Annotated in this window: 20 protein-coding genes; 10 read left to right on the top strand and 10 right to left on the bottom strand. The window is 35.0% G+C overall.

Going from position 1 to position 17,452, the window contains the following annotated elements:
• Position 1: 1 nt before the first annotated feature.
• From plsX to CIG1485E_RS01295, 9 genes are all read left to right on the top strand, one after another.
• Entirely contained in the window at positions 2-991 is a 990-nt protein-coding gene (plsX, locus tag CIG1485E_RS01255) for a phosphate acyltransferase PlsX (protein WP_038452832.1), read from the top strand.
• A gap of 8 nt (positions 992-999) precedes the next feature.
• Positions 1,000-1,986 (top strand): beta-ketoacyl-ACP synthase III, encoded by a 987-nt coding sequence (locus tag CIG1485E_RS01260; protein ID WP_038452834.1) that lies wholly within the window; start codon positions 1,000-1,002, stop codon positions 1,984-1,986.
• Between the two features lie 62 nt (positions 1,987-2,048).
• On the top strand, positions 2,049-3,188 hold the full coding sequence (locus CIG1485E_RS09565) for a PilZ domain-containing protein (protein WP_038452837.1): 1,140 nt from the start codon (positions 2,049-2,051) through the stop codon (positions 3,186-3,188).
• A gap of 15 nt (positions 3,189-3,203) precedes the next feature.
• The gene (gene plsY, locus CIG1485E_RS01270) at positions 3,204-3,821 is read left to right on the top strand and encodes a glycerol-3-phosphate 1-O-acyltransferase PlsY (RefSeq protein ID WP_038452841.1); all 618 of its coding nucleotides are present in this window, start codon (positions 3,204-3,206) and stop codon (positions 3,819-3,821) included.
• Positions 3,818-4,135, top strand: coding sequence for a dihydroneopterin aldolase (locus CIG1485E_RS01275; protein WP_038452844.1), 318 nt, complete (start codon positions 3,818-3,820; stop codon positions 4,133-4,135). The genes plsY and CIG1485E_RS01275 overlap by 4 nt, the downstream gene beginning before the upstream one ends.
• Positions 4,136-4,213: 78 nt before the next feature.
• Positions 4,214-4,885 carry a homeostatic response regulator transcription factor HsrA gene (gene hsrA, locus CIG1485E_RS01280; RefSeq protein ID WP_038452847.1) on the top strand — a complete coding sequence of 224 codons (672 nt, stop codon included), beginning with the start codon at positions 4,214-4,216 and terminating at the stop codon, positions 4,883-4,885.
• Positions 4,886-4,923: 38 nt separating this feature from the next.
• Positions 4,924-6,180: a sensor histidine kinase gene (locus tag CIG1485E_RS01285; protein ID WP_051870976.1), complete on the top strand. Its 1,257-nt coding sequence runs from the start codon at positions 4,924-4,926 to the stop codon at positions 6,178-6,180.
• A 52-nt stretch (positions 6,181-6,232) separates the two neighbouring features.
• Positions 6,233-6,484 (top strand): YfhL family 4Fe-4S dicluster ferredoxin, encoded by a 252-nt coding sequence (locus tag CIG1485E_RS01290; RefSeq protein WP_038452849.1) that lies wholly within the window; start codon positions 6,233-6,235, stop codon positions 6,482-6,484.
• The gene (locus CIG1485E_RS01295) at positions 6,484-7,920 is read left to right on the top strand and encodes a Ppx/GppA phosphatase family protein (RefSeq protein ID WP_038452851.1); all 1,437 of its coding nucleotides are present in this window, start codon (positions 6,484-6,486) and stop codon (positions 7,918-7,920) included. The genes CIG1485E_RS01290 and CIG1485E_RS01295 overlap by 1 nt, the downstream gene beginning before the upstream one ends.
• Here the strand turns inward: CIG1485E_RS01295 and recO are convergent.
• Genes recO through accD form a run of 6 tightly spaced genes read right to left on the bottom strand, consistent with a single transcriptional unit; the run spans position 7,917 to position 12,147 of the window.
• On the bottom strand, positions 7,917-8,531 hold the full coding sequence (gene recO / locus CIG1485E_RS01300) for a recombination protein RecO (RefSeq protein WP_038452853.1): 615 nt from the start codon (positions 8,529-8,531) through the stop codon (positions 7,917-7,919). The genes CIG1485E_RS01295 and recO overlap by 4 nt on opposite strands.
• On the bottom strand, positions 8,531-9,451 hold the full coding sequence (locus CIG1485E_RS01305) for a tRNA dihydrouridine synthase (RefSeq protein WP_038452855.1): 921 nt from the start codon (positions 9,449-9,451) through the stop codon (positions 8,531-8,533). Before CIG1485E_RS01305 ends, recO begins: the two co-directional genes overlap by 1 nt.
• Positions 9,448-10,449 (bottom strand): hypothetical protein, encoded by a 1,002-nt coding sequence (locus tag CIG1485E_RS01310; RefSeq protein ID WP_038452857.1) that lies wholly within the window; start codon positions 10,447-10,449, stop codon positions 9,448-9,450. The genes CIG1485E_RS01305 and CIG1485E_RS01310 overlap by 4 nt, the downstream gene beginning before the upstream one ends.
• A gap of 10 nt (positions 10,450-10,459) precedes the next feature.
• Entirely contained in the window at positions 10,460-10,816 is a 357-nt protein-coding gene (dksA, locus tag CIG1485E_RS01315; RefSeq protein WP_038452859.1) for an RNA polymerase-binding protein DksA, read from the bottom strand.
• Between the two features lie 9 nt (positions 10,817-10,825).
• A complete protein-coding gene (locus tag CIG1485E_RS01320; RefSeq protein ID WP_038452861.1) occupies positions 10,826-11,275 on the bottom strand; it encodes a 23S rRNA (pseudouridine(1915)-N(3))-methyltransferase RlmH in 450 nt (149 codons plus the stop codon).
• Positions 11,275-12,147 carry an acetyl-CoA carboxylase, carboxyltransferase subunit beta gene (gene accD / locus CIG1485E_RS01325; RefSeq protein WP_038452863.1) on the bottom strand — a complete coding sequence of 291 codons (873 nt, stop codon included), beginning with the start codon at positions 12,145-12,147 and terminating at the stop codon, positions 11,275-11,277. The genes CIG1485E_RS01320 and accD overlap by 1 nt, the downstream gene beginning before the upstream one ends.
• Before the next feature lie 240 nt (positions 12,148-12,387).
• Here accD and CIG1485E_RS01330 point away from each other — a divergent pair, with 240 nt between their 5' ends.
• Entirely contained in the window at positions 12,388-12,984 is a 597-nt protein-coding gene (locus tag CIG1485E_RS01330) for a peroxiredoxin (protein WP_038452865.1), read from the top strand.
• Between the two features lie 49 nt (positions 12,985-13,033).
• Here CIG1485E_RS01330 and serC read toward each other — a convergent pair whose 3' ends face one another.
• Genes serC through CIG1485E_RS01350 form a run of 4 tightly spaced genes read right to left on the bottom strand, consistent with a single transcriptional unit; the run spans position 13,034 to position 17,389 of the window.
• Entirely contained in the window at positions 13,034-14,113 is a 1,080-nt protein-coding gene (serC, locus tag CIG1485E_RS01335) for a 3-phosphoserine/phosphohydroxythreonine transaminase (RefSeq protein ID WP_038452867.1), read from the bottom strand.
• A 13-nt stretch (positions 14,114-14,126) separates the two neighbouring features.
• A complete protein-coding gene (gene xseA, locus CIG1485E_RS01340; protein WP_038452869.1) occupies positions 14,127-15,290 on the bottom strand; it encodes an exodeoxyribonuclease VII large subunit in 1,164 nt (387 codons plus the stop codon).
• Positions 15,287-15,997, bottom strand: a complete 711-nt coding sequence (gene ubiE / locus CIG1485E_RS01345) for a bifunctional demethylmenaquinone methyltransferase/2-methoxy-6-polyprenyl-1,4-benzoquinol methylase UbiE (protein WP_038452871.1) — start codon at positions 15,995-15,997, stop codon at positions 15,287-15,289. Before ubiE ends, xseA begins: the two co-directional genes overlap by 4 nt.
• A complete protein-coding gene (locus CIG1485E_RS01350) occupies positions 15,998-17,389 on the bottom strand; it encodes a CYTH domain-containing protein (protein WP_038452873.1) in 1,392 nt (463 codons plus the stop codon). It abuts the gene before it with no gap.
• Positions 17,390-17,452 lie beyond the last annotated feature (63 nt).

Consider the following 17,452-nt stretch of genomic DNA (forward strand, 5'->3'; position numbering starts at 1 on the left):
AATGATTAGTATAGCAATAGACGCTATGGGTGGGGACTTTGGTCCAAAACCGATTATAGACGGCGTTATCGATGCTTTAAATGTTAAAGAATTTAACGCCGTTTTAGTAGGTGATAGCAAAGAATTAAAGCCCCTTATACCAGATGAATATGCAAGATTTATAACATACGTCGAATCTAGCGAAGTATTTTCTATGGGCGAAAGTGCTACAGATGTTCTAAAAAGAAAAGAAAGTAGTATTTTTAAAGCTGTAGATTTGGTCAAAAACAAAGAGTGTCAAGCTGTGGTTTCAGCAGGTCATAGTGGAGCTACTATGAGTCTAGCAACTCTGAGAATTGGACGCTTAAAAAATGTTTCTAGACCGGCAATTGCTACTCTTATGCCAACTTCGGCAAACAAACAAACACTTGTTCTTGATGTTGGAGCCAATGTAGATTGCAAAGCTGAGCATTTGTTTCAGTTTGGAGTCATGGGCGAGGCTTACGCTAAGCAGATAATGAGAATCCAAAATCCAAAAATTGGTCTTTTAAGTAATGGCGAAGAAGATTGCAAGGGCAATGAAGTAACAAAAGAGGCGTTTGAACTCCTATCAAAATTAGATAGTTTTGTTGGGAATGTAGAAGGTCATCAAATTTTTGATGGTAGTGTTGATGTGATTATTTGTGATGGTTTTGTAGGAAATATACTTCTTAAAACCAGCGAAGGTGTCGCTAGTGCTATATCAAAAATCATAAAACAAAATATAAAAAAATCTCTTTTAACGATAATGGGAGCATTATTGATGAAAGGTATTTTTAAAAATTTAAAAACACAAATAGATTATGATGAGTACGGTGGCGCTCCGCTCCTTGGCGTAAAAGATTGCGTTATTATCAGCCATGGAAAAAGTAGCCCAAAAGCTGTTAAAAACGCCATATTTCAAGCGTTGAAATTTGCTGGGTCAGATATAAATAAAGTCATAGAAGACGAACTTTCTCATTTTGTCAGGTAATAACTAGTATGAAAAAAGCATCATTGATTTCAGTTGGAGCATATACTCCCAAACATATCTTAACCAACTTTGATCTAGAAAAAATGGTCGATACGAGCAATGAATGGATTGTAAAAAGAACTGGAATCAATACTAGATGCATAGCCAAAGATGAGGTCACAAGCGACCTTGCAACCAAGGCTGCACTTGTTGCTTTGCAAAGATCTGGATTAGATAAAAGCGAGATTGATGCTCTTATTTGTGCTACTGTTACACCTGATTATTTTTGTATGCCATCAACTGCTTGCAAAATTGCTTCAAATCTAAATTTAAATAATGTCACTGCTTTTGATATTAGTGCAGCTTGCACTGGTTTTATTTATCTTTTAGATATTGCAAAAAGTATGATAGAAAGTGGCTCTAAAAAAAATGTCTTAATAGTCGGCGCTGAGAAGTTCAGCTCTATTATTGATTGGAGCGATAGAAGTACTTGTGTGCTATTTGGCGATGGTGCAGGAGCTGCTGTAATAAGTGCTAGAGATGATAATGAGATAATCGATATACACACATCAAGTGATGGAAGCAAGGGTGATTTGCTTATAACTCCAGGATGTGGCACAGTAAATCCAGCTAGTCAAGAGGTCCTTGATAAAAAGCTAAATTTCTTACATATGGCTGGAAATGAAGTCTTTAAAGTAGCAGTTCAAACTCTTACAAAAGACGTCGTTGATATTTTAGAAAAAAATAAAATCGCTAGTGAACAAGTTGATCTTTTTATCCCGCACCAAGCAAATTTAAGAATCATAGAAGCAGTTAAGCAACGCTTAAATTTCACAGATGAACAATGCGTAGTAACTGTCTCAAAATATGGCAATACAAGCTCAGCATCAATCCCTATGGCTATGAATGAAGCTTACGAAAGTGGTCGCTTAAAACAAGGCGATTTAATCTTGCTTGATGCATTTGGTGGTGGTTTTACTTGGGGCTCTGCTCTGCTTAAATTTGGCGGTAAATAACCAAACTCATTTTTAGAATTCTTATGTTATAATCTTACAAATATTATTTGTTAAGGAAGCCGATGAGTTATGAGGGGCGAGAGCAACTTGTATTGAGCTGCATGGAAATTCTACAAAGTCTTAAACAAGATTATATAGATCAGACAAAACTTTTAGTCAAAGATAGTCAAAAATACATAGATCTTTACGAGCTAGACGACACTTTGTCTTTGATATTTGATTCAATTTTCCAAAAAACATACGATGAAAATAATCTAAAAAAAAGCATATATAAGTGTTTTGAAAACGATGAAAACTACGCAAAATACATTGTGCTTTATTCGATGTTTCATTTGCTGCATAAATTTAGCATCACTCTTAAAGAAAAATATCCAAATTTGCTAGATCATATTGTCTATTTGCAAAACGCCATAGAGTCTTTTCAAGATATTTTTAGGATAAATAAAACTAAAAATAAAGATATTTCTTATTCAAGCTCAAATTCTATTAAATTTAGCTCATCTGGTGGTGGCTTTGTATTTTTTGGAAATTTAATCGATGAATTAAAAAGAATGCATTCTCAAAATGAAGAGCTTTTGTTTTTGAATTTATACAATGGTGTTAATGTAGAATGCAAATCAAGAATAGTCAGTATAGATGATGACAAAGTGGTTTGCAAGGTAAATTTGATGCAAATTTTGGCTATGAAAGAAGAAGGAAATGCTTTTATAGTCAAAAGTGGAAGCATGGTTAGCAACATAAAAGCAGATATTGCAAGTATAAATTTGACAAATGATACAGTCACGATAAAAAACTTCACTCACATGGAAAAGATGTTTGCGAGCCAAAGAAAATATCCAAGAGTTCATCCAAATAAATTTACCAAAGTCATGCTCTCAAACGGGGATGGTCTTGAGGTTCAAGGCAAACTTTTTGATATTTCTCAAGGCGGTATCGGCGTAGTCAGCATGGATAATCCAGGCTTTAAAAATGGCGAAAATATAAGGGCTAAATTTAGTCTGATTATGCCAAAAAGTGATGAAAATATTGATGTGGATTTAGAGCTTAAACTAGTAGTTGCGCTAAATTATCAAGGCTCAATGAGATATTGCTGCCAGATAATAAATGAGCAGCCAATCACCCAAAAAATAGTTGAATTTTCTAAGCTCAGAGTAGAAGAAACGCTCGAAGAGCTTAAAGAAAAAGTTGCTTTATATAAATAAAATAAAAGGTTAAAAATGAATGAAAATATTATTGCTTACGCTGTAGCTTATCTTATCGGAGCTATACCATTTGGGCTTATTTTGGCTATGGTTTTTGGCAAAACAAACATCGCAAAAGAAGGTAGCCACAGTATCGGGGCGACAAACGTGCTTAGGGTTATGAAAGAATCAAATCCAAAACTTGCCAAAAGATTAGCAGTTTTGACAGTGGTTTGTGACGCTCTAAAAGGTCTTGTGCCAATGATTATAGCAAAGGCTTTTTTCGATCTTAGTGATCAAACTATCTGGACAATGGCGGTTTTAGCCGTGCTTGGACACTGCTTTTCTCCTTATCTTAAATTCGAAGGCGGAAAAGGCATAGCTACTGGGGCTGGAGTTTTGGCTTATTTCTTGCCTATTGAATTAATCTGCGCTTTGGTCGTCTGGTTTATCGTAGGAAAAGTACTGAAAATATCAAGCTTAGCATCTTTGCTGGCTCTTCTTACTCTTATTGTGGCTTCTTTTGTGTTTCATTATGATATGCCAGTTATCAACACTCACGCTCCGATTTTTATCATCGCTTTTGTGGTTGTTTACAAGCATTTGCCAAATATCAAAAGGCTACTTTGTGGAGCTGAAAGAAGAGTTATTTGATAAGCGTATTCATAGAAAATTTGGAGTTTGAAACGATAATTGGGCTTTTGGATTTTGAAAGAATTGAGAAGCAAAAAATTACCGTGCAAGCTGAGTTTAGAGCTAAAGAATTTGTTGATTATGCTAAAACTTGCGAGTTTATACAGGCTAAATTTGACAAAAAGAAATTTGGAACTGTTGAGAGTGCACTAGAGTATTTTAAGACTAAATTTAAAAAGAAATTTCCGACTTTAGAGTATTTTTATATGAAAATCTCTAAGGTTGATATTATCCCTAATGCCATTGTAGGTGCCAAAATTCAGAAGTTTTATTAAATTAAATTTAAAAAAACTTGAAATCTTGCTTAATTTATGATACAATCACGATAAAATTTAAGCTTTAAGGAAAACATAATGAGAATTTTGATAGTTGAAGATGAAGTTACTCTAAATAAAACAATTGCAGAAGGCTTGCAAGAGTTTGGCTACCAAACAGACAGTTCAGAGAGTTTTAAAGACGCTGAGTACTATATAGGCATCAGAAATTACGATTTAGTGCTTAGTGATTGGATGCTTCCTGATGGCGATGGCGTGGATCTTATAAACGTTATCAAACAAAAATCTCCTCGCACTTCAGCAGTTATAATTTCAGCAAAAGATGATAAAGAAAGCGAAATAAAAGCTCTAAGAGCTGGCGCTGATGATTATATCAAAAAACCATTTGATTTTGATGTTTTGGTCGCTCGTCTTGAGGCGCGTTTACGCTTTGGCGGAACAAATGTAATCAAAATAGATGATCTAATAATAGATCCAGATGAAGAAAAAATCACATATCTTGGTCAAGAAATCGAGCTTAAAGGCAAGCCGTTTGAGGTTTTAACTCACTTAGCACGTCATAGCGACCAAATCGTCAGCAAAGAGCAACTTCTTGATGCTATTTGGGAAGAGCCAGAGCTAGTAACTCCAAACGTAATCGAAGTAGCAATCAACCAAATTCGCCAAAAAATGGATAAACCACTAAATATCTCTACAATAGAAACAGTAAGACGCCGCGGATATAGATTTTGCTTTCCCAAAAAAGCTTAAGGGCTAAATTTACATTACAATTAGCAATAGCTGGAGCTATGCTGATTGTAATCTTTTCGGTGATGTTATACCACTATATAAAAATCACAATTTTTGAAAATATAGTCCAAAGCCTTACTTTGGAGGCTAAGAATATAATCTCGTCAAAAGAGTCTTTGGAAGTGGGTAATTTAGAGTTTTATTACCCACAATCTGAGCATCTCTCAATACTTCAAATAAGTGAAAATGTTCATGGTTTAACTAGCCCTAAATTTATACAAAGCAAAGAAGATAACGACACATTTTTAACTCTTTATTATCCATATAAAGACACTATGGTTTTAACTATCAAAAAAAATACCACAGAATACAGCAATGTTGTTGAGCAAATTTTGGTAGATATTCTTATCATAAATGCAACTGCTATATTTTTGATACTGTTTTACGCTCTGTTTTTATCTAGAATGCTACTTTTACCTATTAAAATGCTTAGTTTAAAGCTTAGTAAGCTAAATGAGAGATTTTTGCAAGAGGTTAGCATTGATGAGCTTCCTGAAGAGTTTGAGCCTCTTGGCGATAGCGTAAATAGGCTAATAGCTAGGATTCAAACATTCGTGCAATACCAAAAAGAGCTTTTCATCGGAGCAGCTCATGAGCTAAAAACTCCACTTGCAGTGATGAAAACAAAAAATGAAGTGACACTCATAAAGCCACGTGAGCAAGAAAAGTATATCGAAGCCTTAAAAAACAATAATGAATCAATAAATCAGATGAATAAAATGATAAGCTCCATCTTAGAAATCGGTAGGCAAGAGGGCGCGCAGTTTGAAAAACCAGTCAATATAGACATTATTGCTTACATAAACGAGATTGGAAATAACTTCTTAATACTAGCAAAAGGCGAAAATAAAAATATATCATTAAATTTAGAGCCGCAAAGTTTAAAGATGTTTTTGCAGCCGACTTTGTTTTTGCATGTGATACAAAACTTCGTCCAAAACGCTATCAAATTTTCACCAAGTGGAGCCACTGTCGAGATAAAAACTAGCTTACATGATGATGAGTTTGTAGTAGAAGTGATCGATCAAGGTCCAGGTATCGATGAGGGAAAAGATCTATTTGCTCCGTTTAAAAGATATGGAGACAAAGGTGGTGCTGGGCTGGGTCTATTTTTAGCCAAAGGTGCAGCTCAAGCACTTGGTGGAAATGTGCAAATTACCAACAAACCAGATAAAAGTGGAGCAATAGCCACACTAAAAATTCCTATAAACACAAAAAACACGAAAAAGCTCATAAATTCAAAATTTCTAAAGTAAATTTATAGTATAAAGTGGCTTTTAAAATATTATTCATTGTGAAAGGTTTGTTATGTCTTTGATGATAACAAAAGATTGTATAAGCTGCGATGCGTGTCGCGAGGAATGCCCAGATGAGGCTATATACGAAGATGATCCAATATATATGATAGATCCAGATAGATGTAGTGAGTGCATTAGCGACTATGCTGAGCCAGCGTGTATCATGGCGTGCCCTGTGGATTGTATCGTTCCAGATCCTGATAATATAGAGACGCCAGAAGAGCTTAAATTTAAACACGAACAATATCTAGAAGGTAATTAATGCCTAGACGAGTAGCAGTAATTGATCTTGGTTCAAACTCAGCTAGAATGGCTATATTTGAGCGTACAAGCAGACTTGGATTTTTTATTTTAAGAGAGTATAAGATCAAAGTCAGGCTTGGAGAGGGAGCTTATGAGAATGGCGGAGTTTTGCAAGATGCTGCTATGGATAATGTCTTTTGTGCTTTTAGCGAATTTAAACACTTTATAAAGCTGTATAAAGTAAATAAAGTCCTTTGCGCAGGGACTTCAGCTCTTAGAGACGCACCAAATTCAAGCGTTTTTATCAACCGTATCAAAAATGAGCTTGGGCTTGGGCTTAAAATCATTGATGGTAAAATGGAGGCATTTTATGGTGGCGTTGCCGCTTTAAATTTGCTCTCTCCACTTAGCGAGGCTACTACGATAGACATAGGTGGTGGCTCGACTGAACTAGCCAAAATCAAAGATGGCAAAATCATTGATACAATATCGCTAAACATAGGTACCGTAAGACTAAAAGAGCTGTTTTTTGATAAAAAAGACATATCTGGAGCTGCTAAATTTATAGATGATATGCTTTCAAATTTGCCAAATGGATTTAACTCAGCAAATATCATTGCGATTGGCGGAAGCCTAAGAGCCATCTCAAATGCAATAATGCAGATCAAAAAACACCCACTAAAACTAGTCCACAACTACTCTTATGAGTTAAAAGAACATAGCTCATTCATAGAAAAACTTGCCTTCGCAAATGTCTTTGATCTCAAAGATTTTCCAGTCAAAAAAGATAGATACGACACTATAAGAGAAGGTGCGATGATATTTTCTAAGGTAGCAAAAAGGCTAGGTGGCAAAAAAATACATACAAGTGGTGCTGGTGTGCGAGAGGGGATATTTTTAAGCAATCTCTTAAGACCAGGCATTAAATTTCCACAAAATTTTAATCCAAGTTTAAGAAGTCTTCAAGATAGATTTATAGAGACGAGCAATCCAAATACGCCTAAATATGCAAAGATACTTTTTGACGTGTTAAAACCTCTGCATAAACTAGATGACAAGTACGCAAATGAGCTAGTTATCGCCTCAAAACTCTATAGTCTTGGTAGATTTTTAGGATTTTACTCAGAGCATGCTCATAGTAGCTACATAGTGCAAAACGGGCTAAATTACGGCTATACTCACGAGCAAAAAGCACTCATTTCGGCTATTATTTTTTATCAAGGAAAGCTTATTAGTGAGCTTGGAGAGTTTAAAGAGCTTTTGCCAAGTATCGATGAAGTAAGGTGGCTTTCGTTTTTGCTTGGGCTTGCAAAGGCTGTAAATATAAGCGATGAAATGGAGTTTAGCTTTGTCAATCACGCCTTGCATATAAAAGGTATAAAAAACTTTTTTATGGTTAAAGAGAGTATAAAAAAACTTGTCAAACCTAGCATTTTTGCGATAACTTTTGACTAAAGACCCTCTAAAATAATATAATATAGTTGATTTATAGCAAAATCGTCCAAATGAGCTGATTTTGCTGTTTCAAATAGTTCATTTATGGCTTTTGTATCAAATACAACTTTTGAAGTACAGTGCGGGTGAGCTGGTAAAAATCCTCTTAAAAGCGAAATTCGCCCACCTATTTGACCATCGCAAAACAAGCAATTCATCTCTTTATTTAGTCGCCCCTCAAACTCAAGCAATCTTACATAAGCTTCTAAAATAGTTCTTTTTGGATTTTGTTTTTCTAGCTTTAAAGCGCAATCTTCAAGCAGATCATAATAAAACTCATTGATCTCGCTAGCGTCTTTTAAATGCTCATAAAGTAGTCGCATGAACTGTTGCCATGCAAGCAACCTATCTGTGTAAAATAGCCATTTAAAGCCAAGATGCATGGTTCCCCTAAGGTGTGGTAAGAAATTTGAGTTTTCCACCAGCTCGAAGTCTAGTTTGAAACCTTGAGTGATGACTGGATGTCTTGCCCCATAAAATCTATAGCATTTTATGAGTTGTTCTTTTGACAGTATGAAAACCAAGCAGTCCTCATCTCTGACTTTTTGGACGCGTAAGATATAGCCTTGCATTATCTAAAAAAGTCTTTGACCTTTGATAGCATCAAATTTGGATCAGTTATCAAATTTATCTCATTTCTAAAAGCGCTCGCACCATTTATTCCTTTTGAATATTCGTGCAAATGCTTTCTAAATACAGCCACGCCATGCTCTTTGTAGTGAGCTATCATCTGCCTAAAATGCTCTATGATGATCTCTTTTTTTAGCTCATCACTGATTGTTCGTTTGTTTTTGATCTCATAAAATATCCAAGGCTTTCCGATGCTAGCCCTTCCTATCATGGCTCCGTCGCAGTTTGTTATCTTTAAGACTTCATCTATGTTGTCTTTGTCAATGTCTCCATTTGCAATGACTGGGATTTTGACATTTTGTTTGATACGAGCGATCGCCTCATAATCTACCTTTGAGCTATATCCGCCAGCTCTGGTTCTGCCATGAACTGCTAGATAATCAGCCCCAGCATTTTCTATATCTTTTACTATTTTGTATGCGTTTTTTTCGCTAAATCCAAGTCTAATTTTGACTGATGTGTAGCGTTTGTTTGATATGTTTTTGATAGTTTCTACTATATCGCAAAGCAAATTTGAATCATTTAAAAGTGCTGATCCAGCGTTTTGTTTTATGACTTTTGGCACAGGACAGCCGCAGTTTAGATCTATTCCATCAATCCCGTCAATATTATTTAGGATTTCAACAGCTTTTTTGATGATGTCTTTGTCGCTTCCAGCTAGCTGGACTATATATGGAGTTTCAAGAGCGTTTTTTTCTATCATAGTTAGAGTTTTGGCACTTTCATAGACAAGGGCATTTGAGCTTATCATCTCGCTGACTGTGACATCGCAGCCAAATTTTTTGACAACGCCCCTTAAAGGCAGGTCAGAAAAACCTGCCAAAGGAGCTAAAAATAGTGGTTTTGAATTAAAATCGATCATTTATAAAATAGTGAAGCAGGAGCTAGTTTGCCGTGTTCTCTTAAGAAAAGTAGAGTTTTTATCTTGTCAAATTCGCCGTCTTGTGATGAGGTTATTATCTCTCTTAGATTATCAATCATTTGCAAATCATAAAGTATATACAAGTAGGCTTCATTTGCATTTGAATGCTCGTTTTTAAGACGGTCAAACACGCCCATTAGTTTATCTGGATCTAGTTTTGTTTTAAGGTGAGTTGCTAGGCTGATGTACTCATCAGTTTGGAATTCGTTTTTATTTATGAGATTAAATAGATCTTGACTAGATATCTCAAGAGTGCCATCTATGTATCTATTTATAAGCTTCATTGTATCTTCATTGCTATAGTCAAATCCAAATTTAGATAGCTCAAGATATGTTGCGTTATTTAGCGCTGAGCCAAATGCTTCTTGATACAAGCTATCAGAGGCATCTATTTTTGATGAAAGAATGGTTAGAGCGTATTTATAATCAGCTTTGATTTTGTTTTTTTCATTTTGTATAAACAGTGGATTTGTTTTAAGTAGTTTGAATTTTTTCAAGTCACAAACTTCACCATTTTTTACTTTTTTTGACATTTCATAAGCAAGTTTTAGATCTTCATTTTTTAAATTTGGCTCACCTAAATTTAACCATGGAGATAGAGATTTTGTCACTTCACTAGGAATTTGAAAAAGATCAGTTTTAAAATCTTTGTTTGATTCTAGACCTAAAAAAACCTCTTTTGCAAGGCTATTGTATAAATTTAGATCATTTTTAACAGCTCTTGCGTCTAAGAAATTTTTAAATCCATAGTAGCTGATGTGAAAAATGCTAAGCAAAGCAAACAAAGCTATAGGAATAACCACCCACGAAGCAACTGGCAAGTCTAAAGTGTATTCTAATATGCTAAGACTGAAGTTTTGGTTGAAAAATGTGAATACAAATACCCAAATTAGGGCAACATAGATGATTGAATATAGCACGTAACGTCTTGCTTTCATTTCTAAATCCTTACTTTTTGTTATTTTTTTCGATAATTTCGCGACAAGTTATACAGTATCTCGCATGAGGTTTGACTTTCATGCGTTCTATATCTATCTCATCTTCACACATTTCGCAAATTCCATAGCTTCCATCGGCTATTTTTGATAATGATAGGTCGATTTCGGCTAGCTCTTGCTTTTGTTTTATAGATATTGATTGCTCTAAAATAGCGTCTGCATTGATATTTGCAAAATCAAATTCATCGCTAGCTCCACTCTCTCTTAATCCATTTATCTCGTTTGCTGAGTCTATGATATTTTTTTTGATTTGAACTTTGCGTTCTTCAAGGAGTTCTTTAAAAAAATCTAAATCACTCTTTTTCATCGTTTTTCCTTATTTGTGGTATGGATGGTTTGCATTTATACAAAGCCCTCTAAAAATTTGCTCAAACAACATAAGTTTGGCTATTTTATGGGCTAAAGTAAGTCTGGAGAGACTGACTAACCTATCCATTTTTGATTTGAAATTTGAGCTTAAACCATAAGCTCCACCTATAAAAAATGAGATTTTTTGATTGTCTTTTAATAATTTTGCAAATTCAAAGCTATCTAGCTCTTCGCCTCTCTCATCAAGCCCTATGCAAAACCCGCCAAGACAAGGCATATAAGCGTTATCATAAGCGGTGTGGGATTGCTCTTTTGAGAGGCTTTGGGCTTTTGCGATTTGAGCGTTAAATTTGTTTATTTCTTGGATATTAGCCCATTTTGATGACATTTTTATATAGTCTTTTAACTCTTCAAAATCATCATTACTTTTTTGTATGCAATGGACTAAAATTTGCATTAGATAGCCTTAAATTTAATATCTTGCTCTTGTTTTTCGTTCATAAAAAATCTAATCATATCGCTAAGATATTTTTTATGCTCGTTTCTAGGAACGATTGCGTCAATTAGACCATGTTCTAGCAAGAACTCAGCTCTTTGGAAGCCTTCTGGCAAGCTAGCTTTTATAGTTTGTTCTATTACTCTTTGACCTGCAAAGCCGATCAACGCTCCTGGTTCAGCGATGATTAAGTCGCCAAGCCATGCAAAAGAAGCAGAAACGCCACCCATAGTAGGATCGGTTAAAACAGAGATAAATGGCAGTTTTGCATCGCTTAAAAGCTTTAAGGCAGCACTTGTTTTGCTCATTTGCAAAAGGCTAAATGTGCTTTCTTGCATTCTAGCGCCACCACTTGCACTTACGATGATAAGAGCGCATCTTTTTTCAATAGCTCTTTTGACGGCTCTTGTGATTTTCTCACCCTCAACTGAGCTGAGACTTCCACCCATAAAGCCAAAGTCAAACACCACAAGCTCTACAGGCAAAGCATCTATAGTAGCTTCTCCTGATATAATTGAGCTTGATCTTTTACTTTTTTCTTCGCTTTCAGCAATTCTTTTTTTATATGATTTTTTATCGACAAATTTAAGCGGATCAATTGGTTTTAAATTTGAATCAAACTCGACAAAGCTTCCTTCATCTACTATAAGCTCTATTCTTTTTTGTGGGTTTAGACGCATATGATAGCCGCATTTTGGGCATACATTATAACAAGCCTCAACCTCTTTATAATACATTAATGAATTACAGCTATTGCACTTAATCCAGTGGCTTGGAGCCTCGCTTGGATTGGATTGTTTTCTTCTCATTTTTGAAAAAAAGTCAGCAAACATTTTTTTCCTTATTTTAAAAAATTGGTCGATTATAGCCAAATTTAGCCAAATTTTTCTTTAAAGGATTTCTTGATATTTTTGTAAAATATTTTCAAATTTAATAGCGATTTGTTACGATATTTCTAAGATATATTAAATTTATAGTATTTGATTAGATATTTTTTGTCTTATTTAGAATTGATTAAACTAACAGAGATATAATTTCGCTCATAATAAAAATTACTAATAAAAGGAGACAGAATGATCGTTACAAATAAAGCACCTGAGTTAAGCGGTGTAGCAGTTTTAGGCAATGGACAAATAGAGGAAAAATTTGATCTATACAAAAATATCGGACCAAAAGGTGCGGTAGTATTTTTCTATCCAAAAGATTTTACATTTGTTTGTCCAAGTGAGATTATCGCATTTGACCACAGATATCAAGAGTTCAAAGAAAGAGGCATCGAAGTAATCGGCGTAAGCTGCGACAACGAATATTGCCACTTTGCATGGAGAGAAACAGATGTTAAACAAGGCGGTATCGGCAGAGTTCAATTCCCAATAGTAGCTGACCTTAAAAAAGAGTGGGCAAGAGGATTTGACGTATTGTTTGATGAAGCAGTTGCTCTAAGAGGAAGCTTCTTGCTTGATAGCGATGGCACTGTAAGACATGCAGTTATAAACGACCTTCCACTTGGTAGAAATATCGATGAAATGGTAAGAATGGTAGATACTATGCTATTTACAAATGAGCATGGCGAAGTTTGCCCAGCTGGCTGGAACAAAGGTGATAAAGGCATGAAACCTTCAACTGAGGGCGTTGCAAACTACCTTGGCGAAAATGGTAGCAAACTATAATTCGTAAAATTTGATAGGAGATTCTCCTATCAAATTTAAGCTATTTTAATTATCCGTTTTTTCTTTCGAATTCTTTCATAAACTCAACTAAAGTTTTTACATTGTCTAGTGTTACGGCGTTATAAATAGACGCTCTAAGCCCACCTAAAATCCTATGACCTTTTAATCCAATCATATTATTTGCTTCAGCTTCTTTGACAAAAAGTGCGTCTAAATCAGCATTTGGAGTTGTGTAGCTGACATTCATAAGAGATCTTGAGCCGACCTTTGCGTGAGCTTGATAGAAGCTTGAATTGTCAATAAAATCATAAAGATATTTTGCTTTTTGTTTGTTTAGCTCGTGGATTGCTTTTAAGCCGCCTTGCTCATTTATCCAGTCAAGCACTAAATCAAACATATAAATTCCAAATGTCGGAGGAGTGTTTGCAAGTGAGTTTGCTTCTATTTGAGTAGTGTAGCGAAGTGGGGTAGGGACGTTGTCTTTTACTCTAGCGGCTAGATCTTTGCGGATGATGACTAGAGTGATTCCTGCTGGGCCTGCATTTTTTTGAGCTCCACCATAAAACATTCCGATATTTTTGGTGTTGAAGTCAAGTTCGCGGCTAAGCAAATCGCTGCTGCTATCTACTACTAAAGGGCATTTTGTATCTGGTAATTTTGCGTACTGGGTGCCGTAAATTGTGTTGTTTGAACAGATATAAGCATAATCTGCGTCATCGCTAAATTTAATATTTTCTGGAATTCTATCAAATTTAGTCTCTTCGCTTGAGGCGACAACTTCATAATTTATGCTTTGGATTTTGGCTTCTTTAATAGCTTTTGTAGTCCAAACGCCAGTATTTACATACTGAGCAACTCCGCCATTATATAAATTCATAGGAACTTGTGCGAACTGAAGCGTTGCTCCACCTTGCAAAAATAAAACAGCATAATCATCGCTTACATTATAAAATTTTCTGATTTTTTCTATTGCTGCGTTGTGAAGAGCGTCAAAGACCTTGCCTCTGTGGCTGATCTCCATAATACTAAAACCCATGCCTTTGTAGCTGGTAAATTCAGCCTTTGCGCGTTCTAAAACGCTAAGTGGAATCGCACTTGGACCTGCGCTAAAATTTAAAACTCTATTCATATTTATCACCTTTCTAAGATTTTATTATTGCTTGTTTTTTGCTATTTTGTGAGTAAAGCGTGACTTCATCGCCACTTTTTAGCTCACTTAGAGCTGTAATTTTACCATTTTTTTGGATTTGTATCATAGTTTTTGTTAGATTAAAAAACTGATTTTGCTTTGATAAGCTTAGTTCGCACTCTTTTAGGGCGTGAGATAATCTCATAAGCTTGGTTTGGACTAGATTATCTAGTGAGATTTTTTTGTGCTTTAATTCAAGGACTGCGTTGCCGATTCTTTGAGATAAGGCTTGGTTTTTGAGATTTAGACTTACCAAATTTAGCCTATTTTCGCACTTTTCAAGTTTTTGGTTTATGAAGTTTTTAAAGGCGTCATAAACCATATCTAGGCTTTGAGCCAAAACCTTGCTATCAGGAAGCAAATCGACCATAGCAGCTGTTGGGGTAAGTGAGCGATGATCTGCTACGAAGTCACTGATACAGTAGTCTATCTCGTGACCTATGGCTGAGATTAGTGGGGTTTGGAGATCAAAAATAGCCCTTGCTAAGCCCTCATCATTGAAGCACCATAGATCTTCTTTGCTTCCGCCACCTCTTGCTAAAACTATGGCATCAAATCCTTGCAAATCAATCTTTTTTAGGATGTTGCAGATATTTGTTGCTGCCATTTCGCCTTGCATGAGTGAGTTAAAAACACTAAATTTGCATAGCGTAAAACGATCATTTATCACTTTTAGCATATCTTGATAAGCAGCTGATGTTAGGCTGGTGATTATGGCTACGTTTTTTGGAAATTTAGGTAGTGGTTTTTTAAATTTGATATCAAAAAGCCCCTCTTTTTGGAGTTTTTCTTTTAGCTCATTGAAGGCTAGTTCAAGCTCACCAATACCTGCTGGGAGCATTTTGTTTGCCATGAGTTGGTAGCCTCCAGTTGGCGGATATATTGTGAGTTTGCCTTGAACTGTGATTTTCATACCGTCTTTGACTTCAAATTTAATGGCTTGATTTTGGAATTTATACATAGCTGAGCTTATGACGCTTTTTTCATCTTTGAGTGAAAAATACCAGTGTCCAGAGCTATGTTTGATCATCCTTGAGATCTCGCCAGTGACTTCTACAAAGCTAAAATGAGTTTCGAGCAGCGCCTTTGCTTGCTCGTTGAGTTGGCTAACTGTCATTTTACTTTTTTTGCTATAAAAAGTGTGCTGACATCGAAGCTGTAGCCCTTGCAAATTTGCACTTCAAATCCAGCTTCTCTTAACTCATCGCAAAAGCTTTTTTTGTCCAAAAAGTTTTCTATACTGCTTGGCAAATACGTGTAAGCCTCTTCATTTTTGCTGATGAAACCGCCGATCTTTGGCAGTATTTTACTAAGATAAAAGTCCCTGATTTTTGGTATAAATCCGCTATTGTTTCTTTTAGTAAACTCAAGCACTACGACGTATCCACCGGGTTTTAGAACGCGGTTAAACTCTTTTAGGGCTTCATTTCTTGCTATAACGTTTCTTATGCCATAGCTAATGCTTATTATATCGGCGCTTTGGTCTTCTAAGCCAGTATTATCAGCCATCGCAGTGATAAACGTAAAGTCCTTGAACTTTTCTTTTGCTACTTCTAACATTCCGGTACTTGGATCGACGCCGGTTATGGAGTTTATTTTAACCCCAAGCTCACTAGCCATACTTTGCCAGATCCCCATCATATCGCCAGTTCCACAAGCCACATCGACTATATCAATGCTACTATTTTTATAGTTTTCTAGCACCAGTGAGCAGGCATTTTTCCTCCAGCTAATATCAACTCCAAAGCTCAAAACTCTGTTTGCTTTGTCGTAAGTCGGCGCTATTTGATTAAACATTTCTATGATTTTTTCTTGTTTTTCCACTTAAATTTCCTTCGTATAATAAACCTTCAAAATTCTTGATAATTTATGAATTTTGCCGTTGATTTTCTGCGTTTTTGTCTGAATTTTCTTTTGGATTTTTTTGATTTGTTTTTTTATATTTTTATCAAAAGTGCTAAATTTATCACTATCAAATTTCATTTTAGCAAAATTGTTAGACTGCAAGATGAAATTTATCTCTTTTAGCACTTTGTCTATTTTTTTGACTAGTTTATCTGTTTTTAAGACAAATATATCGCCAAAATATTCCAAAGTTATTTTCAAATTTAATAGATTTTTGTATAAATTCGCATAATTATTCATGCTATAAAAACTCTTTAAAGCTCCAAGGCAAAGCAATCTTAAATGATAAGCAACGCTTGATTTTAAGCAGTTTTGACCATCTTTTGATATATAAAATTTATCGCTATCGCTTAGCAAAATTTCCCACTCTTTTAAGGTTTCTTCAAACTCATCTGAGCTTAAAAATAGCCTTATCTCATCTTCTAAAATTTGCCTATTTTGATAAAAATGGTTCACCTGATTTGAGCTTGTTTGCCAAGCTTCAATGTATTCTTCTAAGAAATTTTGCTCGATCAAATTTAGCATTTTTTGAGAAATTTCTTCAAAAATATTGATAAATTTAGTGCAAATTCGCTCGTCTATGGCAAATTTAAAACTCTTCAAGAAAAATAGCGATTTGTAAATTTCGTTTTGCAAGCTTTGTAAGGAGGCTTTGTCTTTTGTTTTTAAGTAGTTTAATTTTTGGCTTAAAACAGCATTGTAAATTTGAAACAAAACCATTCTTATGCCATCATAAGTGCTTATCAAGCTTGGGAAAAACAGCTTAAACTCGCCTAGTTTTTCTATCATTTTTAGTGAGTTTTTGTAGTCAAAGTTGAAATTTGGATTGCCAAATAGGGCTAAATTTTTATTTTTATATCTTTCATCTTCTGTTATTTCTTTTAAGATATTTTGAGCTAGAAATTCTGGCATCACAAACTCTTTAGCGTCATTTTGGGTCAAAAACTCTATCTCGAAAACAGCCAAATCGCAAAGCCAGTCGCTATAAACATCTATGTTGCAAGGTAGATTATTGAGCTTAAACTCATATCTGGTTTTTGAAATAGGCAAGGCAATAGCGTGTTTGAGCGCTTTTTCATACTCTTTTTTACTGATTTTTATCTCGTGTTCTTGTCTGATAAGACCTTTGCCAAATTTCATAGTTTTGAAGAATTGATCATCACTTTTGCGGTATCTAGTCTCATTTACTGGTGAAATTTGAGTATAAAATTGTGTTATATTTAGTTGTTTAAACTCAACTCCGTCTGTTTGAAGTGTGTTTTGCAAAAAGGTATCATTTAGTAAAAATTTACGCTCAATTTCTAGAACCAATTCTAAATCCTTTGCATTAGATTGGCAATGATTTTACCTAATTTCTACTAAATATTAGCTTTA

It is taken from the genome of Campylobacter iguaniorum, from assembly GCF_000736415.1.
Lineage (GTDB): Bacteria > Campylobacterota > Campylobacteria > Campylobacterales > Campylobacteraceae > Campylobacter > Campylobacter iguaniorum.